This window comes from Prevotella sp. P3-122 (assembly GCF_002251365.1).
Classification (GTDB): domain Bacteria; phylum Bacteroidota; class Bacteroidia; order Bacteroidales; family Bacteroidaceae; genus Prevotella.
The window spans coordinates 1-24496 of the sequence record NZ_NPJH01000056.1; the positions used below are offsets into that span (position 1 = coordinate 1).

The 24496-nt window shown below is 52.2% G+C and carries 20 protein-coding genes; 12 read left to right on the forward strand and 8 right to left on the reverse strand.

The features are described from left to right. Positions 1-366: 366 nt before the first annotated feature. From CIL02_RS09995 to CIL02_RS10030, 8 genes are all read right to left on the reverse strand, one after another. A complete protein-coding gene (locus tag CIL02_RS09995; RefSeq protein WP_094401358.1) occupies positions 367-1557 on the reverse strand; it encodes a dicarboxylate/amino acid:cation symporter in 1191 nt (396 codons plus the stop codon). A 26-nt stretch (positions 1558-1583) separates the two neighbouring features. Next, positions 1584-1742, reverse strand: coding sequence for a hypothetical protein (locus CIL02_RS16365; protein ID WP_170935068.1), 159 nt, complete (start codon positions 1740-1742; stop codon positions 1584-1586). Between the two features lie 774 nt (positions 1743-2516). Then, on the reverse strand, positions 2517-4010 hold the full coding sequence (locus CIL02_RS10005) for a M56 family metallopeptidase (RefSeq protein ID WP_094401363.1): 1494 nt from the start codon (positions 4008-4010) through the stop codon (positions 2517-2519). 3 nt (positions 4011-4013) lie between these two features. Next, positions 4014-4394, reverse strand: coding sequence for a BlaI/MecI/CopY family transcriptional regulator (locus CIL02_RS10010; protein WP_094401365.1), 381 nt, complete (start codon positions 4392-4394; stop codon positions 4014-4016). 666 nt (positions 4395-5060) lie between these two features. After that, positions 5061-6314: a glycosyl hydrolase 53 family protein gene (locus CIL02_RS10015; RefSeq protein WP_094401367.1), complete on the reverse strand. Its 1254-nt coding sequence runs from the start codon at positions 6312-6314 to the stop codon at positions 5061-5063. A gap of 94 nt (positions 6315-6408) precedes the next feature. Beyond that, positions 6409-7011 carry a nicotinate (nicotinamide) nucleotide adenylyltransferase gene (nadD, locus tag CIL02_RS10020; protein WP_094401369.1) on the reverse strand — a complete coding sequence of 201 codons (603 nt, stop codon included), beginning with the start codon at positions 7009-7011 and terminating at the stop codon, positions 6409-6411. Further along, complete coding sequence (gene gmk, locus CIL02_RS10025) at positions 7004-7576, reverse strand: guanylate kinase (protein ID WP_094401371.1); 573 nt, start codon at positions 7574-7576, stop codon at positions 7004-7006. Before gmk ends, nadD begins: the two co-directional genes overlap by 8 nt. Positions 7577-7650: 74 nt before the next feature. After that, positions 7651-8526, reverse strand: coding sequence for a YicC/YloC family endoribonuclease (locus CIL02_RS10030; RefSeq protein ID WP_094401373.1), 876 nt, complete (start codon positions 8524-8526; stop codon positions 7651-7653). An 87-nt stretch (positions 8527-8613) separates the two neighbouring features. Between CIL02_RS10030 and tsaB the strand changes: the two genes are divergently transcribed. From tsaB to CIL02_RS10090, 12 genes are all read left to right on the forward strand, one after another. Next, a complete protein-coding gene (tsaB, locus tag CIL02_RS10035; RefSeq protein WP_094401375.1) occupies positions 8614-9306 on the forward strand; it encodes a tRNA (adenosine(37)-N6)-threonylcarbamoyltransferase complex dimerization subunit type 1 TsaB in 693 nt (230 codons plus the stop codon). Between the two features lie 21 nt (positions 9307-9327). Beyond that, on the forward strand, positions 9328-9927 hold the full coding sequence (locus CIL02_RS10040) for a DUF4290 domain-containing protein (RefSeq protein ID WP_094401377.1): 600 nt from the start codon (positions 9328-9330) through the stop codon (positions 9925-9927). Positions 9928-9933: 6 nt separating this feature from the next. Then, on the forward strand, positions 9934-11247 hold the full coding sequence (gene murA, locus CIL02_RS10045) for a UDP-N-acetylglucosamine 1-carboxyvinyltransferase (RefSeq protein ID WP_094401379.1): 1314 nt from the start codon (positions 9934-9936) through the stop codon (positions 11245-11247). Continuing rightward, positions 11240-11764 (forward strand): ribosome maturation factor RimM, encoded by a 525-nt coding sequence (gene rimM, locus CIL02_RS10050; RefSeq protein ID WP_094401381.1) that lies wholly within the window; start codon positions 11240-11242, stop codon positions 11762-11764. The genes murA and rimM overlap by 8 nt, the downstream gene beginning before the upstream one ends. Positions 11765-11882: 118 nt before the next feature. Then, positions 11883-13037 carry a 1-deoxy-D-xylulose-5-phosphate reductoisomerase gene (locus CIL02_RS10055; protein WP_094401383.1) on the forward strand — a complete coding sequence of 385 codons (1155 nt, stop codon included), beginning with the start codon at positions 11883-11885 and terminating at the stop codon, positions 13035-13037. Between the two features lie 63 nt (positions 13038-13100). Next, positions 13101-14477: an RIP metalloprotease RseP gene (rseP, locus tag CIL02_RS10060; RefSeq protein ID WP_094401385.1), complete on the forward strand. Its 1377-nt coding sequence runs from the start codon at positions 13101-13103 to the stop codon at positions 14475-14477. Beyond that, complete coding sequence (locus tag CIL02_RS10065) at positions 14459-15430, forward strand: family 43 glycosylhydrolase (RefSeq protein WP_094401387.1); 972 nt, start codon at positions 14459-14461, stop codon at positions 15428-15430. The genes rseP and CIL02_RS10065 overlap by 19 nt, the downstream gene beginning before the upstream one ends. A gap of 236 nt (positions 15431-15666) precedes the next feature. Next, positions 15667-20163, forward strand: coding sequence for a glutamate synthase large subunit (gltB, locus tag CIL02_RS10070; protein WP_094401389.1), 4497 nt, complete (start codon positions 15667-15669; stop codon positions 20161-20163). Positions 20164-20356: 193 nt separating this feature from the next. Then, the gene (locus tag CIL02_RS10075) at positions 20357-21700 is read left to right on the forward strand and encodes a glutamate synthase subunit beta (RefSeq protein WP_094401391.1); all 1344 of its coding nucleotides are present in this window, start codon (positions 20357-20359) and stop codon (positions 21698-21700) included. Between the two features lie 135 nt (positions 21701-21835). Beyond that, entirely contained in the window at positions 21836-22801 is a 966-nt protein-coding gene (locus CIL02_RS10080; protein ID WP_094401393.1) for a transporter, read from the forward strand. An 80-nt stretch (positions 22802-22881) separates the two neighbouring features. Then, positions 22882-23958, forward strand: a complete 1077-nt coding sequence (locus CIL02_RS10085; protein ID WP_094401395.1) for a glycoside hydrolase family 43 protein — start codon at positions 22882-22884, stop codon at positions 23956-23958. A 63-nt stretch (positions 23959-24021) separates the two neighbouring features. Next, entirely contained in the window at positions 24022-24486 is a 465-nt protein-coding gene (locus tag CIL02_RS10090) for a MaoC family dehydratase (RefSeq protein ID WP_094401397.1), read from the forward strand. Positions 24487-24496: the final 10 nt, after the last annotated feature.

Consider the following 24496-nt stretch of genomic DNA (forward strand, 5'->3'; position numbering starts at 1 on the left):
CTAATCTCTAAAGAATAGAACGGTTCGTTTACCCAAGTACCTCATACTTCCCAATAAAATCGGAAAGACTCGGCACTCGCTTCTTGTACTACTTCTCTGTCTATGTAATCTTTTCAAAGAACTCTTTCTTTTGCGGAAGAGCGACCTAGTCAGCTCTACCATAAACTATTCTGGAACTGAACCTCAAAGGTATCGTTCTCGAAAGCGGATGCAAAAGTACTGCTTTTCCACGAAACAGCCAAACTTTTCCACGAACTTTTTTAAGAAAAACGCATATTTTCACACGCTCTTGACTTAAATCAACCGAAAAAACGGAAGGATGGGAGGCTATACATTATTATATATATACCGTCTGCAAAGGCATATTCATTTCAGGTCGTTGTCCGTCATTGCACAGACACACGAGTCAGACCATACGTTAACTGCGGTCTCCACCATGTCAATAATGGTATAGATAGGTAGGATGATGCCCAAAACAGCCACGGAGGCATCTATGCCCGACATTAGCGAGAGAGTCAGGAAATAGCATCCCATAGGTACTCCGGCATTGCCAATGGCCGACAGCACGCTTATGACCAGCCATGTCAGCATGGTGGTCCACGTCAGCTCTACACCCCCCTGCTGCATCACGAACAGCGATGTCACCAGGATAAAGGCAGCACATCCGTTCATGTTGATGGTAGTGCATATAGGCAGCACGAAACGTGCCACCTTCGGGTCAGCCTTCAGTCGCTCCTCGGCACACTGTATGGTAACGGGCAGCGTGGCGGCACTGCTCTTCGAGAACAATGCCATCAGCACGGCGGGCATCATCTTTGCCAGCGTACGGACAGGATTCAGTCCTCGCAGCAAGAGGAACAGCGGCAGCACCACCGAGAACTGCAACACGTTTCCAGCCAACACAACTGCGACATACCTGCCCAGTGAGTCGGCCACGACACCAGCCGTAAGCTGTGCCGACAATTGTGCGGCAAAGGCCACGATGCCCACAGGCAATGTCCAGATGAGTCCGCGGATGAGCATGAACAGCAGTTCCTGCAATCCCAACAACAGCCGCACCACTGCGGTCTTGTTGTCAGACTCAGGCATCCTTGACAGGCCAAAGCCCAAAGCAGCTGCCAGCAGCAACAGTGACAGCACATTACCATCGAGGAAAGGGCGCACGATATTGTTGGGTACCAGGCTGATGATGTGACTGCGATACGACAGCTGTGGCGCATCGGCCACAGCTTCTTGTCCCACATTGACAGCATCGGAGGGCAAGTTGCCTGGGGCTATCAGAACATACAGCAACAGTCCCACCGCGGCCGCCACAGTAGTCGTCAGCAGCGTGTAGGTAACGGTATGGCGGAAGATGCGGCCAGTCCCCTGCCCTTTTCCGAACGATGCCAGTGTAGTGGTGACAGCCAACACGATGGTAGGCACCGCCAACAGCTGAAACAGCCGTGTATAGACAACGGCAACATAATCCGTCAGCTGGTTCAGCCAGTCAGCCTGCAATAATCCAAGGATGGCGCCCACTATGAGGGCGCCAATCCAAATCAGCGTTTGTTTCATTCTGCCTATATAACGTCAAGGCCTGCTTACTTATTGTGTGTCTGCCGCCATGTGTGGATATAGTCCACTATTTTGCAGAGTTTCTCCTGGTCCACATCGTTAGGTACAGAGTTGTCGGCACCAAAGATGAAGTTCTGTGGGGCATCTTTCAGTATCTCGTCGGTAGGACCGAAGTCCAAGAACAAAGCTTTGCGTAGGCGGATGCAAAACTTTGCGTGAGAGTTGGGCTAAACTGGCACAAAAATGTCTGTCCTATTCTGGATAAGAGAAAAGGGAAAAAAGACTCACCCTACGGGGCACTTAGACCCAAGGAAATTTCTACTGAGCCCAGAAGAGCACAGCCCAGGGTAGAGCGTAGCGGCACCCTGGGAATAAGAGGATTATAATCAATGCGCCCTAAGGGCAAAAGCGTTATATGTCCTGCTGGTATCTATGCTTTTGCGCTTACAGCGCGACCATCACCTACATGAAACAACCCAGGGTGTCATTTCGCTACGCTACATTTGCCCTGGGCTATGTGCTTTTGCGCTTACAGCGCGAAAATTACCGACATGAGCTTCAGAATTAGGATATTCAATTTTTGCACATCAAATTGGACACCCTACTAAACTAATCACCAATCTTGCCCTGCAACTTACGTTGGAATTCGCTTCGGGATTCAGATATCGCAGTCTCAATGAACATCGTCGTTTTTACCTATGTGTCAGTGATTTGGAGATTATGCACATGCGTGTGCACAATTTGACTTGAAGTCATCTTCGTATCATTATGCGCGAAGCAACGCCAGAAGGAAGGCTAAGGTTGTACATCGTCTAACGAAAGGTTTATTTCTGTTTATCGCCTTGAAGAGGATGGTGGCCTTCTGAAAGAAGGTGCTGTCAGGCTCTTGAATGTCAAAGCATTCAAGAGCCTCTCTCCAAGTTAAGGGGTTATAGGTGTAAGCCATTAACCTCTGTATTTCAATTCAATCGGAAAGTCAGGGGAACACAGAACTTGACGCGTACTGGTGCTCCATTCTGTTTGCCTGGTTTCCATGACCTCATCAGGTTGACAACCCTCACAGCCTCATCCTCAAGAGCCTTAACAGACTGGGCATAGTCTTCCTCCGAAACAGTGCTGGCACCCGCATTTCCGTCATTAGTATCAGCAGCTTTTTCTTCAGTCTTGGGAGCCACAGGTTTGTCAATTTTGGACTTTGCTACATGCACGTCCGTTACATGACCATCCTTCTCAACAACAAACTGCACTATGACACGTCCACTGACACCATTGGATTGGGCAATTTTAGGATAACGTACATTTTGAGCTAAGAAAGTCATCAGCGCTGGCATTCCTCCCTCATACGAAGGCATCACTTCCACTACGTCAAACACCTTGTCAACGCCATCGGGAAGAGGAGCGGCAGTCTGATCTAGGGAGGCGGCATCAACGGCATCGGGCTTGGCAGGAAGAGATTCGGTGACAGCAGAAGCTGTTTTTTTAGAATTCTCTTGCTCAACTCGCAAAAGATCTGTAACTTTGCTGCTGGATTCTACTACGGCTGACCCATTGTCGGACATCAGCTCATTCTCACTGGTGGCAAAGGCACTGAGTGCTACTAATGCCACAGGGATGACATACAGCGACTTGCTGAGCATCCACGGATTAGATTTTTCTCGTAACATCATAGTTAAACGTTTTTTGATTAAACTGTGATTAAAGCTGTTGGCGAAAGCGTAGGAACTGGAGCCGACAGCTTTTCTTATTAATAATGTCTGATATTGCCGCATGGCCACCCCACTACGCAACACGCAGTCGTCGGCCTCGTATTCATGGACATCACGCAGGCTGAATGACATGTGCCAGGCAAGGGGATTAAACCACTGCACCACCTGTACAGCATTAAGTAGCACCACATCCCAGGAGTGGCGGTTTACCACATGCCCCATCTCATGGGTTATTATCTCACGTGAATTAGTCTGCCAGTCGTCCTCGTTTATTACAATGGCTCCAAACACGCTGAACGGAATGACATCGCCGGCATGGCAGTAGATTGTAGCCTGATCACGTTTATCCTTCCATATCACCCCACGGGTAACGGCATAGTATACACCAATGGCTCCGTAAACCTTTGACAACAACACTACCACGGCACCAACAAGATAACCCACTAACAGCCACAGCCCAAGCGACCATGTGGAATGTGTGGCTACCGCAACTGGTTCCACACCTCCAGCCTCTTCTACGGCAACAGGCATTCCTACCTCAACTACCGATGTGAGATTGTCTGCCAATGATAAGCATCCCCAAGAGAGGAGATGGATGTCGAACAACGGGAGGAAGGCAGACAACAACATTATGCCCAACAGTAGAAATCTGTTGAAGCGAAAGAAGGACTCCCTGCACAACAGCAACATGTATGGCACATAGAACAACGACAGGCACAAGGCCGATTTAAGAGCGTAGACAAGCATGGGCTATTCCTTTATCATTTCTATTAATTCCGTAATATCTTCGTCACTAAGCTTCTCCTCTTTAATGAAGAAACTCATCAGCGACTTGCCAGACCCACCAAAAAAGGTGTTCTTGATGTCTTGCATTACCTGACGGGTGTACACCGCACGCGACACCATAGGGTAGAAGCAGAATGCCTTGCTGCCATTCTGCTGAGTATGGCCTACAAATCCCTTGGCTGACAGTATTTTCAGGAATGTGGCAATGGTGGTATATGCGGGACGAGGCTCAGGGAAACAATCTACCACCTGATTGGTTGTCATGCTGCGGCCACTGCTCCACAGGATGTTCATCACCTCCATTTCGCCACGTGTCAGCGTGCGCTCAGTCTTCGTCTGTTTCATATCTACAGCAATTAAATTTGTTTGCCGCAAAGATAAACTAAACATTTAGATGAAGTTGCTCCCAAGTTACATAAAAGTAACGGGAAGTCCAAAATTTAACTTTTATTCTTAGTTATTGGGGGCGAAGGGCTAAGGACTAAGGACAATGGGGCTCAGTGGAAAAAACATGGGATGGGACTCCTAAATGAAGACAAATGATGTTGCGTAGGCGGATGCAAAGCTTTGCGTGGGCAAATGCAAAGCTTTGCGAGGACGGATGCAAAGCTTTGCGTGAGAGTTGGGCTAAACTGGCACAGAAATGTCTGTCCTATTCTGGATAAGAGAAAAAGGGAAAAGACTCACCCTACGGGGCACTTAGACCCAAGGAAATTTCTACTGAGCCTAGAAGAGCACAGCCCAGGGTAGAGCGTAGCGGCACCCTGGGTGTAAGTGGTTTCTAATCAATGCGCGCTGTAAGCGCAAAAGCGTATCTGCCCCCTGCTGGTATCTATGCTTTTGCGCTTACAGGGCGACCATCACCTGCATGAAACAACCCAGGGTGTCGCTACGCTCTACCCTGGGCTATGTGCTTTTGCGCTTACAGCGCGATAATTACCTCAAACCTTAGTCCTTCGTCCTTAGACCTTAGACCTTAGACCTTAGACCTTAGCCCTCAAAACTTCGCCCTTAGTCCTTCGCATAACGTAGTATTTTCTTTCCTTTATGTACATACACACCCTTTTGCGATGGGGCGGCTACTCTCTGTCCCGACAATGTATACCAGTTGGCATCCTCGTCTGCCGGCACTGTCACTCCGTGTACAGATGCCGGGTCGCTGACAAACTCTCTCATAACATCCATCGCTGCCGTAGCGCATCCCGTGCGGCTGTCAAATAGCGGAGCGTTGTACCATCCGCTCAGATTGGTATTCTTGGCATTGTACTCCATCCACCACCAGAACAGTCCCTTTACCGCCTGATGCTGGTTGAGCATGTCAATGAGCGCCTTCGTGAATGCTTTCTGGCCATCGTCGCTGTAGGGGTATAGCGAGGAGAAGTTGTATGTGCTGCCAGGCACCTCCCAGGCATATGGATATCCCGTCTCTACCAGCATTATATCCTTGTCCGCAAAATCATTCTCCATCCTCCTAAGCGCATTCTCAAGCACTGTCAGAGCTCCATGCCAGTAAGGATAGTAGCTCAGTCCAATGATGTCATAATCGACAGAGGCGTTCTTCATCTGAGCATAGAAATTGGCCAGTACGTCAGGCTGCTGCACGCGCTCGGTATGCAGAACTATCCTGGCCTCCGGGCATACCTCACGGCATGCCTTTACGGCATTGATGAGCAAGGTGGTGAAGCGGTTCCAGTTGGCAGAGTTCCCGATATAGCATTTCTTGAGCGAGGCTTCTGCCGTGCCATAGGCTCCCCACAGCATGCCATAGCTTATCTCGTTGCCTGGCTGGATGAAATCGGGAGTGGCACCCGCATTAACCATCTGCGTGAGTGCGTCCTTGGTATAGGAATAAATCTTCTGGTACAGCTCTGTGTCGCTCAACCCCACCCACTCGGCCGGTGTCCACTGCTTGGCAGGGTCTGCCCACGTGTCGGAATAATGGAAATCGAGCATCAGCTTGAATCCAGCATCCTTGATGCGCTTTCCCAACTGCTTCACATACTCTATGTCCTGGCAGGCGTTGGGGTCCTTGTCGCTGCCGCTATACTGACTGGGATTTACGAACAGCCTAAGACGCATGGCATTCATACCCTCTTCCTTGAAAAACTCAAGCGGCGAGGCGATGGCCGAGCCTGAGTGGTCAAAATATGCGGCCTTGGCTTCCTCGTACTCAGGAAGAAGCGATATGTCACCACCAACAAATTTCTGTGCACAAGCCGTAGCTGCCGAAAAAGCAAGAGCTAATAATAAAGTAGATAGTCTCATAAGCTATTATTGTTTTTTTGTTTCTGCAAATATACAAAAAACAATTGATAGGCACCAAACAAATGCCAGTTTTTTCACACACGACTTGCTTTATCTATGACTCTATGGCATCATCAGCCCCCACATGTCCATAGATGTGCATCACATCCTCCTCGATGGCAGCAGGTACGAGGCCTGTGATGCTTTCGCCACGTGCCACCTTCTGTCTTATCTCCGTGCTGCTGATTGGAAAGAGCGGAGTATTGACGAGGCACACTCCTTGGGGCAGCTTTGTCGCATCAACGGGGTATCCCTCTCTTGGGAAGATGATGACATTGTAGGCTGCAATGATATCACGCGAGCGGTACCATCGGTCGAAGTCGAGCCAGTTGTCTGCACCGATAATCAGGGTGAAGGAGACATCAGGATTGGTTTCGGAGAGATGGCGCAGAGTGTGCCACATGTATGAGGGGCGGGGCATGTGGAACTCGCAGTCGGAAACGCTTATCCCTGATACTCCCTCAAGCGCCTTACGGGCGAGCCTTAGGCGCACCTCGTCGTCAATGAGGCTGCCGTTGCCGGCCTTTAGGGGGTTCTGTGGCGAGACGACAAGCCACACACCATCGAGCCGTGCCGCACTCAGAATGTGCTGCGCCAGCGAGATATGCCCTGTATGTATAGGGTTGAAGGAGCCTCCGTATATACCAATCCTACGCATTGACGAACTTGCTGATGATGTCGAGGACCTCTCGCTTGGCCTGTTCGAGATTGTCGTTTACCACTATACGGTCGAACTGGTTGGCAAAGGACATCTCATACTCCGCCTTGGCAAGCCTCTGTTCGATAACTTCTGGAGCATCGGTGGCACGGGCATTAAGGCGACGGCGCAGCTCTTCTACTGATGGCGGCTGCACGAAGACACTCAGCGCACGGTCACCATAATGGCGCTTGATATTTATGGCACCCTTGACATCAACGTCGAAGACAACGTTCTGTCCTGCCTGGCTCTGACATTCCACCTGTGACTTTAGTGTTCCATAGAAACGGTCGTGATAAACCTCCTCATATTCCAGGAATTCGCCTGCCGCAATCTTACTGCGGAACTCGTCGGGAGTAAGGAAGAAATACTCCACTCCGTTGCGCTCCGTTCCTCTTGGGCTTCTGGATGTGCAGCTGATGGAAAAAGCGAGCTTCAGCTCCGGATGCTCGTTCATCAGGTAGTTGACAAGTGTGCTCTTGCCGCTTCCGCTTGGTGCGGAGAAAATTATCAGTTTTCCGTTCATACTTAAAAGTAAGTTTCAGGTTATAAGGTAATTACCTCCCCTCCCTCTTGGGGAGGGGCCGGGGGTGAGGCTTCCTACAATGCGTTGAGTACTTGCTCCTTGATTTGCTCCAGCTCGTCCTTCATCTTTACAACGATGTTCTGCATCTCGGCCATATTGCTCTTAGAGCCCGTCGTGTTAATCTCACGTCCCATTTCCTGAGCTATAAAGCCAAGTTTCTTTCCTATGGGACCATCCTCAAGCATGGTGGTGCGGAAATAGTCGAGATGGTTGGCAAGGCGCTGTTTCTCCTCGCTGATATCGAGTTTCTCTATGTAGTATATCAGTTCCTGCTCAAGCCTGTTCTTGTCGTATTCGACATTAGGTATCTGGCAGAGAGCGTCTGTTATGCGTGCCCTGATTTTCTCAACCCTTGTCTTCTCGAACAGTCCAATCTCATTGAGCAGCGACTCGATATTGTCTACTTTCTCCCCGAACTTCTTCTGCAAAGCTGCGCCCTCCTGCCTGCGGTAGGCTATTATGTCCTTGAGGGCACTGTCTATGGCCCGGCTTGCCGCCTCCCACTCCTCGGGTTCCAACACCTCGGTCTCTGTGCGCTGCAAGACATCGGGCATACGCATGAGAGTAACGAACCAGTCCTGCGGGTAGGGTATTCCGGCATTGTCGGCAATGGCCTTGATCTGCTTGTAATAATTCTCAACAAGCTGGGCATTAATTGGAGTAGCGTCAGACGCATTGTCCTTTTCTACCCAGATGGCGATGTCTATCTTGCCTCTATCCAAAGCCTTTGTGACACTTTGTCTGATTTCAAGTTCCTTCTCACGGTAGATTGGAGCTATACGTGTAGAAATGTCAACGGCCTTGCTATTGAGTGACTTTATCTCAACATTAATTTTCTTGTCCCTGTAGGTTACGACAGCTTTGCCGTAGCCCGTCATTGATTGTATCATGTGTGCAAATGCGTTAAATTTCTGCAAAAGTAATAATTTTGCGCGAAAAAAGAGTAATTTTGCAGATTATTAAGATAATAATTTGTTATGCCTTGCATTTTAAACATAGAAACAAGTACCGATATATGCTCCGTGGCACTGAGTGTTGACGGCGAATGCGTGTTCAATCGCGAAGACCGCACTGGGCACAACCATTCTGTGAGCCTCGGAGTGTTCGTTGATGAGACCCTGACGTATGCCGATGCCCGTGACATGCACATCGACGCAGTAGCCGTGAGTTGCGGCCCAGGCTCATATACAGGTCTCCGGATAGGCGTGTCCATGGCCAAGGGCATCTGCTATGCACGCGATGCCAAACTGGTGGCTGTGCCTACGCTGGAACTGCTGTGTGTGCCCGTGCTGCTCGGAGAGAGAGCTGCCGAGGAGAATGCCTTGTTGTGTCCTATGATAGACGCACGCCGCATGGAGGTGTACGCACAACTTTTCGACCGTGTCCTCAAGGAGCAGAGACACATACAGGCAGACATCGTTGATGCTGACACCTACAGGGAATTTCTCGACAGGGGACCTGTATACTTCTTTGGCAATGGTGCCGCAAAATGTATGGAGACCATCAACCATCCGTCGGCACACCTGATAAAGGACATTGAGCCTTTGGCCAGAAACATGTTCCCTTTGGCAGAGAAGCGTATGGCGCAGGGACGCTTTGAGGATGTGGCGTATTTCGTCCCATTCTATCTTAAGGATTTCGTAGCCAAACCATCGAAACCACAAATTTGACAACAAGAAACAAAAGATACAATGAACATCAAAGGATTAGACTACAACACCACACGCCAGAAGCTCGTATTGCCAGAATATGGCAGGGAGATACAGCTCATGGTTGACCATGCCGTGGAACTGCCTGACCGGGAAATGAGGCAACGCTGTGCCGAGACCATCATCAACACCATGGCCCGCATGTTTCCACAGGGTAAGGACTCCATAGACTTCAAGCAAAAGCTGTGGGACCATCTCGCCATCATGAGCGGGTTCAGACTCGATATCGACTACCCCTACGATGTCAGTCAGGCACACAAGATGTCGGACAAGCCAACTCGGCTGCCCTACCCCATGACGGACATACGCGTGCGTCACTACGGCAAGCTGGTAATGGATGCCTGCGAGAAACTGCGCGACATGGAGCCTGGCGACGAGCGCGACGAGCTGGTGAGGCTAACGGCGAACCAGATGAAGCGTGACCTCGTGCAGTGGAGCCACGGCTCGTGCGACAACGAGAAGGTTGCCGCCGACCTTGAGCACTTTACCAACGGCAAGATAAGGCTCGACCTGTCGACATTCGTATTCTCGAAGGTTGTAGCAGACGACATCAAGACCACGACAAAGAAAAAAAGAAGATAACGGCCTATGGAAGCATTCGTTATTGAGGGCGGCCACCGCCTGTCGGGAGAAATAGAACCCCAGGGCGCAAAGAACGAGGCACTGGAAGTGATATGCGCGACGCTGCTCACCACAGACCCGGTGAGGATAAGCAATATCCCAGACATCCTGGACGTGAACAATCTCATCAGCCTGCTTGCGGAGATTGGCGTGAAGATTACACGCCACTCGCGCAATGACTACACCTTCCAGGCCGACGAGCTGAACCTTGACTATCTGGACAGTCATGAGTTTGTGCGCAAGTGCGCAGCGCTGCGTGGAAGCGTACTTATGATTGGCCCGCTGCTCGGACGCTTCAACAAGGCAACCGTGGCCAAGCCCGGCGGCGACAAGATCGGACGTCGCAGGCTCGACACACACTTCCTGGGCTTCAAGTATCTCGGAGCGACATTCTGCCATGATGAGGAACGGGATGTATATCAGATAAAGTCTGACAGCGGGCTCCAGGGATGCTACATGCTGCTTGACGAGGCTTCGGTGACTGGAACGGCCAACATCATCATGGCTGCCGTTACGGCCAAGGGCACGACAACCATTTACAATGCTGCCTGCGAGCCATACATACAGCAGCTGTGCCACATGCTCAATCACATGGGAGCAAACATTAGTGGCATAGCTTCAAACCTCATAACCATTGTGGGCGTAGAAAGCCTGCACGGCGCCACCCACCGCATCCTGCCCGACATGATAGAGGTAGGTTCGTTCATTGGCATGGCGGCAATGGTTGGTGACGGCATCCGCATTAAAAACGTCTCTGTAAAGAACCTGGGCATCATACCCGAGGCATTCAGACGGTTAGGCGTGAGGGTGGATGTTGAGGGTGACGACCTGGTAATACCCAGGCAGGAACACTATGTGGTAGACTCTTTCATTGACGGAACTATTATGACCCTCTCTGATGCCCCATGGCCTGGACTGACCCCCGACCTGCTGTCGGTACTCCTCGTCGTAGCCACCCAGGCCAAAGGCTCCGTACTGTTCCATCAGAAAATGTTCGAGAGCCGCCTGTTCTTTGTCGATAAGCTCATTGACATGAGGGCACAGATAATACTCTGCGACCCGCACCGGGCGGTAGTAGTTGGACACGACCACGCCCTTCAGCTAAGGGCAGGACGCATGACGAGTCCTGACATCCGTGCCGGTATAGCACTGCTCATAGCCGCCCTCAGCGCAAACGGCACAAGCAAGATTGCCAACATCGCGCAGATTGACCGTGGATATGAGGACATAGAAAAGAGGTTGAACAAGCTCGGAGCGAAAATAAGAAGAGTGGATGATTAGACGTGAGGATGTTTACAAGATTGGCACTATAGGCAAAGCCCATGGTGTGAGGGGAGAGGTGACGGTGTACGTTGACGACGACATTTTCGACCGCACGGACTCGGAGTACCTGTTGCTTGACATCGATGGAATACTGGTGCCATTCTTCATGGAGGAATACCGCTTCAAGAGCGATACGACAGTATTGGTGAAGTTCTGCAACATAGACTCTCAGGAGAAGGCTCGCGAGCTTACTGGCTGCGGAGTTTATTTCCCCCGAAGCGAGACAGCAGGCACCGATGACGGCATGTTGTCGTGGGCGGAGGTGGTAGGCTACATTGTCAAGGACACTACCACAGGAACTACGGTGGGGGCTATCTGCTCTGTAGACACGTCTACGGAGAACGTACTCTTCGAGGTAACTGACGACGGCGGCGGCATCTGCCTCATCCCGGCAAATCCGGAACTGATTGCTGATATAGACACGGATAGCAGAACCATTGCTATGTCCCTTCCGGAGGGATTGCTGTCTATTTGACCCGCTATGTTTAAGGTCTTGACACTCTTTACATGAAGACAAGTTGTCTGCTTTTCGCTGATGCGCAGGATTACGAGCTTGCGATAGTAGAGTAACAAAACAAAAAAACAACCAAACGATGAAAAAACAAATATGCATACTTGGCTCAACCGGGAGCATAGGCACTCAGGCTCTCGACGTTATAGAGCAGCATGCCGACCTCTACGAGGTGTACTGCCTTACGGCCAACAACCGCATTGAGGAGTTGGCACGCCAGGCTCACCGATTCAAGCCTGCCGCCATAGTTGTCGCCAACGAGGCACGCTACGGTGAGCTGTGCGAGCTGATGGCCGACATGCCCGACGTGAAGGTATATGCCGGAGCCCGCGCCCTGTGCGACATTGTCGAGGCAGGTCCCATCGACATGGTGCTCACAGCCATGGTTGGGTTCTCGGGACTGGAGCCAACCATACACGCCATCAAGGCAAGAAAGAAGATATGCCTCGCCAACAAAGAGACTCTCGTGGTAGCCGGAGAGCTAATCTGCCGGCTGGCCATGGAGAACCATGTGCCCATATTGCCTGTTGACTCTGAGCACAGCGCCATATTCCAAAGCCTTGCCGGCGAGGGCGACAACGAGATTGAGAAAATACTGCTCACCTGCTCGGGAGGCCCATTCCGCACACTCCCTGCCGACAAGCTGGCCAACGTAAAGGCCGCCGATGCACTGCGCCACCCCACATGGAATATGGGCGCGAAGATAACCATCGACTCGGCAACCCTTATGAACAAGGGCTTTGAGGTTATGGAGGCAAAATGGCTCTTCGGTGTGCCAGCCGAAAAGATACAGGTGCTCATCCACCCGCAGTCGGTGGTGCATAGCGCCGTGCAGTTTGCCGACGGCAGCGTGAAGGCACAGCTCGGAGTTCCTGACATGAGACTTCCGATACAGTATGCATTCTCCTATCCCGACCGCATACACCTCAACGGCGACAGGCTGAACCTCTTCGGACATCCGCTGGAGTTCTTCGAGCCAGACGTGGAGAAGTTCCGTTGCCTTGCTCTGGCCTACGAGGCTATCAGCATGGGCGGAAACATGCCATGCATATTAAATGCAGCCAACGAGATAGTGAACGAGGCTTTCCGCCGCGACCAGATACCGTACACGGCCATTGCCGACATCATTGAGCAGACCATGAGGACGGTACCCATGGACAAGTCGGCCGACCTTGACACCTACCTGCGTACTGATGCCGAGGCAAGGGCGGTGGCTGAAGAACTGGCAAGCCGGTAGCAGCCAACATTCCCCGAATACGGAGATTGTTAGAAACATAAATACATATTATATATACAACTGATGGAAATAATTCTAATCAAATTGCTGCAGTTCATGCTGGCAATTTCCTTACTGGTGCTCCTTCACGAAGGAGGACATTTCTTTTTCTCCAAGCTCTTCGGCGTAAGAGTGGAGAAATTCTATCTCTTTTTCGACCCCTGGTTCCACCTGTTCGAGTTCAAGCCACGCAACAGTGAGACTACCTACGGTGTGGGATGGCTGCCGCTCGGAGGCTACTGCAAGATTTCGGGTATGATAGACGAGAGCATGGACCGCGAGCAGATGAGGCAACCCATGCAGGAATGGGAGTTCCGCTCGAAGCCTGCCTGGCAACGCCTGCTTATAATGATTGGCGGTGTGCTGGTAAACTTCGTTCTGGCATTGTTCATCTACTCAATGATAATGTTTGCCTGGGGTGAGAACTACATTGCTATGAAGGATATGACCAAAGGCATGCAGTTCAATGCTGCCGCCAAGGCCATAGGCTTCCATGACCACGACATATTGCTCGGCACCGAGAATGGCGACTTCCGCGAGTTTAGCGTTGACGTCTTCCGTGACCTCTCCCAAGCACGTGAGGTGCGCGTACTGCGCGACGGCAAGCAGATGACGCTGAATCTTAGCGGCGACCTGAACCTCCTGGACATGCTCCAGTCACGCCCGTCGTTCGCCCGTCCCTGGGCAGACTGCATCGTTGACAGCGTTGCCGAAGGCACACCTGCAGCCTCAATGGGACTTGCCAAAGGTGATGCCATCGTGGCTGTCGACGGGAAATCCATTGCCACCTTTGGCGACTTTGCCGACTGCCTAAGCATGAAGGCCGAGGACCTTGCCGACGGCATGACACACGCAGACAGCATGCAGGTGCTTGCCACAAAGATTGTTGTACGAAAGGCATCAACAGGCGCACTCGACACGGCAAGTGTCACTTTGTCGTCTGACGTTAAGCTTGGCTTCGTTGTCGCCAACGCCTTCAGCGATTACAAGGAAACACAGGTAAGATATGGTTTCTTCGAGAGCTTCCCTGCTGGTATCGTATATGGCTGGAACGTCCTGCGCGGATATGTCAGCGACATGCAGTATGTGTTTACTGCCGACGGCGCAAAGTCGCTTGGCGGCTTCGGCTCCATAGGCAATCTCTTCCCTGCCACTTGGGACTGGTACCTGTTCTGGAAGATGACAGCCTTCCTGAGTATCATCCTGGCATTCATGAACATTCTTCCTATTCCTGCCCTCGACGGCGGACACGTGCTCTTCCTGCTCTACGAGATGGTGACACGCCGCAAACCGTCAGAGAACTTCATGGTGTGGGCAGAGTATATTGGCATCGGCATTCTGCTGCTGCTTATGATAGTTGCTAACCTTAATGACGTACTGCGATGGCTCGGTTATATGTAACAATTCTCGTTTCCGTCCTCATGGCGACAACCAACTGTCTGGCTGACGGCTGGACAACAATCCGCAATGGTAGTGTGTGGCTCGACACCAACGGTGACACCGTACAGGCTCATGCGCCCGGCTTCCTTCACTACGGCGGCAGGTGGTATATGATTGGCGAGGACCGCTCTGACAGCTGGCACCCTGATGTCAACATGTATTCTTCTGATGACCTTGTCCACTGGCGTTTCGAAACCAAGATTATCCGCAATGGCGTAACGGTGCCTGAATTGGGTACCCGACGCTTCATTGAGCGTGCCAAACTGATGCACAACCCGCGCACAGGAAAGTTCGTGGTATGGTGCCACTGGGAAGGCCCACGCTATGCAGCGTCCGAGGCAGCCTGCTTCTCGGCAGACTCCATCTGCGGCCCATACAGGTTGGAATGGAGCGGCAGACCTCTGGGAGTGAAGTCACGCGACTGCAATGTCTTTGTCGACAACGACGGCGAGGCATACTTCGTCTCCACCACTGAGGAGAACACCAACATCGGCCTGTTCAGACTTGCCGACGATTATCTCAGTGCCGAAAGCCACGTATGCCTGATGCCCGGGCTGCGACGCGAGGCTCCCGTAATAGTACGGCACGACAATCTTTACTATATGCTCAGCTCTGCCTGTACGGGATGGGCACCCAACCAATGTATGCTGTCAGTATCCAAGCGGCTCGACAGAGGATGGAGCCAACTGGAGAAGATCGGCGACGACAAGGCCTTCCGCACTCAGGCCGCGGCCGTGATAGAAATCAAGGGAACTAAGAAGACGACCTATTTATATATAGGTGACCGTTGGATGGACCCCGACCTGCCATCGAGCAAGATTATCATCTTCCCTATCGAGTTCAAGGACGGCAAGTGCATATTCGAGTACAGAGACGAGTTCCGCATAAACTTTGCCACAGGAGAGGTGGAATAGGCCTCCAACTCTCATATCTTTACAAAGTTTCAGATATTAAGCAAACCGCAAGCAAACGCTTACGGTTTGCTTTGTTTTTACATAACACAATACCATATTGTCAGAATCACGTCTACACAAACAAAATTAGTGATTAATAATCCCTATGTTATCGTATCAGAATGAAAGTATATTTGTACTTTTGCAAACAATTTGATAGGAACATATAGGATTTATTAATTAAAACGCAACACGAAATGGCAAATGGATTGTATAATGCCTCTTACGAGCACGACGCTTGCGGTGTAGGCATGGTGGTTAACATCCACGGTAACAAGAGCCATGAGCTTGTAGACAATGCTTTGAAAGTTCTCGAGAACATGCGCCACCGAGGTGCAGAGGGAGCAGACAACAAGACTGGCGACGGTGCAGGTATCATGCTGCAGATTCCACACGAGTTTATATTGCTTCAGGGTATTCCCGTCCCCGAAAAGGGTAAGTACGGCACAGGACTGGTATTCCTGCCCAAGGACGAATCGCTGCAAGGACAGATACTGTCAATCATGATTGAGGAAATAGAGCGCGAGGGGCTTTCGCTTATGCATCTGCGCACCGTTCCGACCAATCCCGACTGCCTTGGCGAGTCGGCCCTCTCTACCGAGCCGGCCATCAGGCAGGTGTTCATCACGGGAGTGACAGACGACAAGGTAGGTGTATTCGAACGCACATTATATATAATAAGGAAGAAGATAGAGAAACGGGTGGCCGAGCTTGCAGCCCGTCACCCCGAGCAGCCATCGATAAACGACTTCTATATCTGCTCGCTGTCAAGCCGCAGCATCGTCTACAAGGGAATGCTCTCGAGCCTTCAGCTGCGCCTCTACTTCCCCGACCTCACCAACAGCTATTTCACCAGTGGCCTGGCTCTCGTCCACAGCCGCTTCAGCACAAACACCTTCCCTACATGGAGCCTCGCACAGCCGTTCAGACTGCTTTGCCACAACGGAGAGATCAACACTATCCGCGGCAACCGCGGCTGGATGCAAGCCAGAGAGTCGGTACTGTCGAGCGACACTCTTGGCGACATACGCGACATCTCGCCGATAGTACAGCCTGGCATGAGCGACTCCGCATCGCTGGACAACGTCTTCGAGTTCTTCGTCATGAGCGGCCTCTCGCTACCCCATGCCATGGCAGTAATGGTTCCGGAGAGTTTCAACGACAAGAACCCCATCTCGGAAGACCTCAAGGCATTCTACGAGTACCACTCCATCCTGATGGAGCCATGGGACGGCCCGGCAGCACTACTCTTCTCTGATGGCCGCTTCGCTGGAGGCATGCTCGACCGTAACGGCCTGCGCCCGGCACGCTATACCATAACCAAGAACGACATGATGGTGGTGGCATCGGAGGTGGGAGTCATGGACTTCGACCCACAGGACATAGCCGAGAAGGGAAGGCTGCAACCAGGAAAAATCCTGCTCATCGATACCCAGGAGGGCAAGATATACTATGACGGCGAGATAAAGGAACAGCTGGCCACACAGCACCCTTACCGCCAGTGGCTCAACACCAACCGCATACAGCTTGAGAAAATACACTCCGGACGCAAGGTAAGCAACTCCGTTGACAACCTTCTACAAAAGGAGATGGAGTTCGGCTTCGGCGAGGAGGATGTCGACGGAACTATTGTCCCCATGTCTGTCAACGGACAGGAGCCAACGGCATCAATGGGCAACGACACACCTCTTGCCGTACTCTCTGACAAGCCACAGATATTCTTCAATTACTTCCGTCAGCAATTCGCACAGGTCACCAACCCTGCCATCGACTCCATACGCGAGAACCTCGTAATGAGTCTCACAGAGTATATTGGCCGCGTGGGCACAGGCATCCTTAATCCTGACGAGACCAACTGCAAGATGGTGCGCCTGCCCCACCCCATCCTTACCAACACACAGCTCGACATCCTGTGCAACATACGCTACAAGGGCTTCAACACCATCAAGCTGCCTATGCTCTTCCTGCGCGACAAGGGCGAGGAGGGACTGCGCGAGGCATTGGACAACCTCTGCCACAAGGCTGCGCAAAGCGTTGATGACGGCTACAACTACATCATCCTTTCCGACCGCGATGTCGACAGCCACCACGTGGCCATACCATCGCTGCTTGCCGTAAGCGCCGTACACCACTACCTCATCAGCATCGGCAAGAGAGTGCAGACGGCACTGATAGTAGAGAGTGGAGAGATACGTGAGGTGATGCATGCGGCATTGCTGCTCGGCTACGGAGCATCTGCACTATGCCCGTACCTTACATACGCCATTCTCGACGATCTCGTGAAACGCGGCAAGATACAGGAGAACTATGCCACGGCAGAGGCCAACTACATAAATGCGGTAAAGAAAGGACTGTTCAAGATTATGGCCAAGATGGGTATCTCGACGATACGCTCTTACCGCGGTGCAAAGATTTTCGAGAGCATCGGACTCTCCGAAAGCCTCTTGCGCAACTATTTCGGTACGGAGGTGTCGACCGTGGGTGGCATCGGACTGGAGACCATCGCCAAGGATGCCATAGCATTCCACGACAAGGCCTTCTCGCAACAGCGGCAGCCCGACTTCCTGCCCAACCACGGACAGTTCCACTACCGCAAGGACGGCATACGGCACGCATGGAACCCAGAGACCATCGCAACGCTGCAGCTTGCAACACGCACGGGCAACTACAACACATACAAGAAGTTTGCCGCCCTTGTCGACGACAAGGAGGAGCCTATATTCCTTCGCGACTTCCTTGACTTCCGCCGCAACCCCATCGACATCGACAAGGTGGAGCCTGTCGAGAACATAGTACGCCATTTCGTCACCGGCGCCATGTCGTTCGGAGCATTGTCAAAGGAAGCCCACGAAGCCATGGCACTGGCCATGAACAAGCTCGGAGCACGAAGCAACACAGGAGAGGGTGGCGAGGACAGCGAGCGCTTCCATTCTGAGGTCGACGGCATCTCACTGTCAAGCAAGACCAAGCAGGTGGCCAGCGGACGCTTCGGTGTCACTACGGAATATCTCGTCAACGCCGAGGAGATACAGATAAAGGTGGCACAGGGTGCCAAGCCGGGAGAGGGCGGACAGCTGCCTGGTTTCAAGGTCAACGACATCATTGCCAAGACCCGACACTCCATACCTGGCATCAGCCTCATATCACCACCACCCCACCACGACATCTACTCCATCGAGGATCTCGCACAGCTCATCTTCGACCTTAAGAACGTCAACCCCAAGGCCGCCATCAGCGTAAAGCTTGTTGCCGAGAGCGGTGTGGGCACCATCGCCGCAGGAGTAGCCAAGGCTAAAGCCGACCTGATAGTTATCTCTGGTTCTGAGGGCGGAACGGGCGCAAGCCCTGCATCGAGCATGCGCTTTGCAGGAATATCCCCAGAGATAGGTATTGCCGAGACCCAGCAGACTCTCGTCAAGAACGGTCTGCGAGGCCAGGTGAGACTGCAGGTTGACGGCCAGCTGAAGAGCGGTCGCGACATAGTCCTCATGGCACTGCTTGGTGCTGAGGAGTTCAGCTTCGGTACTGCCGCACTGATAGTCCTGGGCTGCGTGATGATGCGCAAGTGCAGCCTCAACACCTGTCCTATGGGCGTGGCCACACAAGACCCGAAACTGAGGGCACACTTCATCGGGCACTACGAGTATCTGGTAAACTATTTCACTTTCCTCGCTCAGGAGGTCAGGGAGTATCTTGCCCAGATGGGATACACACGCCTTGAGGACATCATCGGCCATACAGAGCTTATTCAGACACGCGAGAGCGAGATCAGGAAAAACCCGAAATACGCTACCCTCGACTTCCGCCGCATGCTTCACAAGGAGGGCGAGCAGGGACTGCACCACGACAAGGAGCAGCACCACGACCTTGAGGATGTTCTCGACCAGCAGATGATAAAGGCAGCACGCACGGTAATCGACAACGGAGGCGACATCGACCTCGACTACAGCATACGCAACACCGACCGTGCCGTGGGAACGATGCTCAGCGGATATATAGAGCAGAAGCAGGCAAAGAACGTCTCCGTGAGCGTCAAGTTCAAAGGCTCTGCCGGACAGAGCTTCGGAGCATTCCTCGTCAAGGGTGTCGACTTCAAGCTTGAGGGTGAGGCCAATGACTACTTTGCAAAAGGACTGTCGGGCGGAAGGGTATCAATACTGCCACCCATACGCAGCAACTTCGCCGCCGAGGACAACATCATAGCCGGCAATACAGGACTTTACGGAGCTACATCCGGTGAGCTGTATATCAACGGAAAGGTAGGAGAGAGATTTGGCGTGCGCAACTCTGGAGCCATAGCCGTCATCGAGGGAGCCGGCGACCACTGCTGCGAGTATATGACTGGAGGCCGAGTGGTAGTTCTCGGTGAGACAGGACGCAACTTCGCAGCCGGTATGTCTGGCGGTGTGGCTTACGTCTGGGACAAGAACCACAACTTCGACTACTTCTGCAACATGGACATGGTGGAAATCAACCTCGTCGAGGAGAGCAGCTACAGGAAAGAGCTGCACGAGCTAATCAGGCAACACTACCTGTACACAGGCTCCAAGCTCGCACGCACTATGCTCGACGACTGGAACCGCTATGTTGAGGACTTCATCCAAGTGGTACCGATAGAGTACAAGCGCGTACTGCAGGAAGAGCAGGTTAAGAAGCTCCAGCAGAAAATCGCTGATATGCAAAGAGACTATTAGAATAAAGAAGCCTCACCCCCGGCCCCTCTCCAAGAGAGAGGGGAGACAATTACCTTTTAAAGGATGGAGAGAGGTGGTAAGATAGAAGATTATAAACAATTAACATAGCCAAACACTCACCGTAAATCATATCATCTCCCTCTCTTTTGGATAAGAGGGGAGACGGGGATGAGGCTTATATACAATTTGAACAATGGGAAATCCGAAAGCTTTTCTGACCACACCCCGCAAGGAAGCGGGCTACAGGCCAATACACGATAGAATCCACGACTTTGGAGAAGTGGAGCAGACGCTGAACAGCAACGACCGCCGTCTGCAGGCATCACGCTGCATGGACTGCGGAGTACCTTTCTGCCACTGGGCATGCCCACTGGGCAACAAACCGCCAGAGTGGAACGACGCACTGTACAAAGGCGACTGGAAACTCGCATACAAGCTGCTCAACTCCACCAACCCCTTCCCGGAGTTCACGGGACGCATATGTCCTGCACTCTGCGAGAAAGCGTGCATACTGAACCTTACCGAGCACGAGCCTACGACAAACCGTGAGGACGAGGCGGCCATCACCGAGCACGCTTTCGAGGAAGACTATGTTGACGTCGTAACACCTGTGCGCAACGGCAAGCGCGTGGCTGTCATCGGTGCTGGCCCCGCAGGACTGGCTGCAGCAAACGAGCTCAACCACCTTGGCTATCTCGTAACAGTATACGATGCCCGTGAGAATGCCGGTGGACTCCTCCGTTACGGCATACCGAACTTCAAGCTCAACAAGAGCATCATCGACAGGAGGCTTGCATTGCTTGAGAAGGAAGGAATAGTATTCAAGTACAACCAGCCTATTGACCTCAAAGCCCTGCCCGAGGGCTACGATGCCTACATCGTTGCAACGGGAACACCCGAGGCACGCGACCTTACTGTTCCGGGACGCGAGTTGCGTGGTATCTATCTCGCCCTCGACATGCTGGCACAGCAGAACAGGGTGCTGGCAGGAATGGAGTTCAAGAAAGACGAGCTCGTAAACGCCAAAGGCAAGGACGTGCTCGTGATAGGAGGTGGCGACACGGGCAGCGACTGCATAGGCACAGCACACCGCCAGGGATGCAAGAGCGTAACTCAGATTGAGATTATGCCCAAACCCGTAGAGGGACCTGTAGACCCGCAGAACCCTTGGCCAAACTGGCCACGCACACTCAAGACGACATCAAGCCACGAGGAGGGATGCACACGCCGGTGGAACATCAACACACTGGAATTTATCGGCAAGGACGGCAAGCTCACTGGAGTAAAGGTGCAGGAGATTGACTGGAAGCCCAATCCGGAGGGCGGACGGCCACTGATGGTCGAGAAGGGCAAACCTGAGATTATCAAGGCCGACATGGTGCTTCTCGCAATGGGATTTCTCAAGCCCTCACATCCCCAGTATGCCAGCAACGTATTCGTAGCCGGAGATGCCGCATCGGGTGCAAGCCTCGTAGTAAGAGCCATGGCAAGCGGGATAAAAACAGCTGCCAACGTAGATAAATTCTTATCAAAGTAGTTTTTCCTATCAAATTATTGGCAGACGGCGGACTCGGAGGAGTCCGCCTTTTCCTTATCGGCACTTTGCCGTGCGGAAATTATTCTCGCCTAAAGTTTGATGGTTTGCAAAATAATGTGTATTTTTGTAGTCGATATGGATATAGTAAGATTTGTCAAGAACTGGACGCTCCCCGTCTCAATGACTGCCGGTACTGTAATCTATCTGGTCTTTGCCAAGGTACCGTTCCTTACCGGAGCCGCCAGGGTGATGTCTCCTGTTTGCGACAAGATGCTGCCAGCATTCATGTTCATGATACTCTTCGTGACATTCTGCAAGGTTGATTTCAGAAGGCTTCGCCTCACGGGATGGCACCTGTGGATAGGACTGTTCCAGATTATCCTTGTCGGCACGCTGGTGGGCATAGCGCTCGGATTTCATCTGTCTGGCCATGCCCTCACCATGATGGAGGCACTGCTCACCTGCGTGGTAGCTCCCGTTGCCGCCGCTGCGGCCGTCGTGACATCCAAGCTGGGTGGCGACCTTGAGAAGATGACCACCTTCACGTTCGTGTCGAACCTGATTACGGCTATTCTCATCCCCATCTGCTTCCCGCTCATCGACCCCTCGGCCGACGTGTCGTTCATAGACTCTTTCGCCAAGATTTTCTATGAGGTATGCGTGGTGCTGGTAGTGCCAATGGCCATGGCATACGTGGTAAAGCACATGCTCCCACGCCTCCATCGCCGCATAGTATCTGTCAAGGACCTTTCATACTACCTGTGGGGATGCTCGTTGATGATGGTCACCGGAACAACGGTAAAGAACATCTGCCACTCAGGCTCCCCGATGGCATTCATAGCCGCAATAGCCCTGATGGGACTGCTGGTGTGCATAGCGCAATTCTCCATAGGACGGTTCATTGGCCACTACTTCAATGCCACCGTTGACGCCGGACAGGCTTTGGGACAGAAGAACACGGCATTCGCCATCTGGATTGCATACACTTACCTGAACCCCCTGTCGAGCGTAGGGCCTGGCTGCTACATCCTATGGCAGAACATCATCAACTCAGTAGAGATTTGGATGTACCGCCGCAAGGGTATGGAGAGGGCCGCATGAGGACAGCCCGGCAAAGCCCGCGAAGACAACAGGACCAAACAGAAACAACCATAAACCATTAACAAAAACAAAAATCAACTATGAACATCAAGAACATCTTGAAGACAAGAAAGGCTCTGCTCGTTGCAGTGGGACTGGCCACGGCAAGTTTTGCGCAGGCACAGAACATCGTGAAGGGTGACTACGGCTATTTGTACTGCCACATGAGCGACAAGGGCGAGTGGACGGCATATGCCGTGAGCCGCGACGGGTACAACTATCAGGACATCATCGACGGAGAGCCCATCTTCGACCAGAAGGCTCTTGCACGAATCGAGGGCGGAACGCGCGACGCCTTCATAACAAGGGCCTGGAACGGAAAAGGATATGTGATGGTCACTACCGACATGTGCGTGGCCAAGTCACACAAATGGGACAACTACGGCATTGACCTCCTGAAAAGTGATGACCTCATCCACTGGACAAGCATCACCTTCGACTACCGCAAGGGACAGCAGATATTCAGCGACCCCACGGCACCATCGCCATACAAGAACTGGGCTACCATCAACCGAGTATGGGCACCACAGATATTCTGGGACCCCAACTACGTATGGGCAAACGGCGACAAGGGAGGATACCTCATTTACTACTCCATGCTCAACCGCCCCGAGGAGGCCTACGACCGCATGTACTACAGCTATGCCAACAAGGATTTCACTGAGCTGACCACTCCACAGCTGCTCTTCGACTGGGGCTACGCAACCATTGACGCCGACATCAACCTGCTCGACGACGGCCTCTACCACATGCTTATCAAGAAGGAAGGCGGCAAGCCCGGCATCTATACGGCAACAAGCAAGTATCTCACCCACGGATGGGGAGAGCCTGTAGAAGACGACTACGTGAGCTTCGAGGGACGCAAGAGCTGCGAGGGCTCAAGCGCATTCCAGCTTATCGGCGACAAGACATGGCGCGTGGCGTACATACAGTACAGCGACAACCCCAAGCACTACCGCATCTGCAAGGCCGACGAGAACCTCAGAAACTTCCACGACCCCGTGGACATCAAGGGAGTAACCGGACCACAGCACGGCTCTTTCATGAGGATAACAAAGAAGGAGTACAAAAAACTCCTGAAGTTCGACGCGGAATGGAAGAAGAAGAACGGGAAATAATTGGAAGAGTCGACGGGATGTTGGCTTGCCAACTCGTTAACTACATAAATAAATAACAACACAATGGGAAAACTTATAGTAAACTCCTACGAGGAGTTCGCCGCACACCTTGGCGAGGAACTTGGAGCCAGCGAATGGCTACAGATAGACCAGGAGCGCATCAACCTCTTTGCTGACGCCACTCTCGACCACCAGTGGATACACGTCGACGTGGAAAAGGCCAAGGCTGAGAGTCCATACCACTCAACCATCGCACACGGCTACCTGACACTGTCGGTGCTGCCCTATCTGTGGGACCAGATTATCCAGGTGAACAACATCAAGATGCTCGTAAACTACGGCATCGAGCACATGCGCTTCGGCAAGCCTGTCATCACTGGAAGCAGAGTGAGGCTTGTCACCAAGCTACACCAGATAGCCAACCTCAGGGGAACATGCAAGACCGAGATAGAATTCCGCATCGAGATTGAGGGCGAGCGTAAGCCGGCTCTTGAGGGCATAGCGGTGTTCCTATACTATTTCGAGTAACCAACCATTA

Coding starts and splice junctions, on each gene's coding strand:
- CIL02_RS10005 (WP_094401363.1), bottom strand. CDS start 4,010: ATGCTTGTCTACGCTCTTAAATCGGCCTTGTGCCTGTCGTTGTTCTAT.
- tsaB (WP_094401375.1), top strand. CDS start 8,614: ATGCCTTGCATTTTAAACATAGAAACAAGTACCGATATATGCTCCGTG.
- gltB (WP_094401389.1), top strand. CDS start 15,667: ATGGCAAATGGATTGTATAATGCCTCTTACGAGCACGACGCTTGCGGT.
- CIL02_RS10090 (WP_094401397.1), top strand. CDS start 24,022: ATGGGAAAACTTATAGTAAACTCCTACGAGGAGTTCGCCGCACACCTT.
- rimM (WP_094401381.1), top strand. CDS start 11,240: ATGATTAGACGTGAGGATGTTTACAAGATTGGCACTATAGGCAAAGCC.
- CIL02_RS09995 (WP_094401358.1), bottom strand. CDS start 1,557: ATGAAACAAACGCTGATTTGGATTGGCGCCCTCATAGTGGGCGCCATC.
- CIL02_RS10075 (WP_094401391.1), top strand. CDS start 20,357: ATGGGAAATCCGAAAGCTTTTCTGACCACACCCCGCAAGGAAGCGGGC.
- gmk (WP_094401371.1), bottom strand. CDS start 7,576: ATGAACGGAAAACTGATAATTTTCTCCGCACCAAGCGGAAGCGGCAAG.
- CIL02_RS10055 (WP_094401383.1), top strand. CDS start 11,883: ATGAAAAAACAAATATGCATACTTGGCTCAACCGGGAGCATAGGCACT.
- CIL02_RS10040 (WP_094401377.1), top strand. CDS start 9,328: ATGAACATCAAAGGATTAGACTACAACACCACACGCCAGAAGCTCGTA.
- CIL02_RS10080 (WP_094401393.1), top strand. CDS start 21,836: ATGGATATAGTAAGATTTGTCAAGAACTGGACGCTCCCCGTCTCAATG.
- CIL02_RS10015 (WP_094401367.1), bottom strand. CDS start 6,314: ATGAGACTATCTACTTTATTATTAGCTCTTGCTTTTTCGGCAGCTACG.
- CIL02_RS10085 (WP_094401395.1), top strand. CDS start 22,882: ATGAACATCAAGAACATCTTGAAGACAAGAAAGGCTCTGCTCGTTGCA.
- rseP (WP_094401385.1), top strand. CDS start 13,101: ATGGAAATAATTCTAATCAAATTGCTGCAGTTCATGCTGGCAATTTCC.
- nadD (WP_094401369.1), bottom strand. CDS start 7,011: ATGCGTAGGATTGGTATATACGGAGGCTCCTTCAACCCTATACATACA.
- CIL02_RS10010 (WP_094401365.1), bottom strand. CDS start 4,394: ATGAAACAGACGAAGACTGAGCGCACGCTGACACGTGGCGAAATGGAG.
- murA (WP_094401379.1), top strand. CDS start 9,934: ATGGAAGCATTCGTTATTGAGGGCGGCCACCGCCTGTCGGGAGAAATA.
- CIL02_RS10065 (WP_094401387.1), top strand. CDS start 14,459: ATGGCTCGGTTATATGTAACAATTCTCGTTTCCGTCCTCATGGCGACA.
- CIL02_RS10030 (WP_094401373.1), bottom strand. CDS start 8,526: ATGATACAATCAATGACGGGCTACGGCAAAGCTGTCGTAACCTACAGG.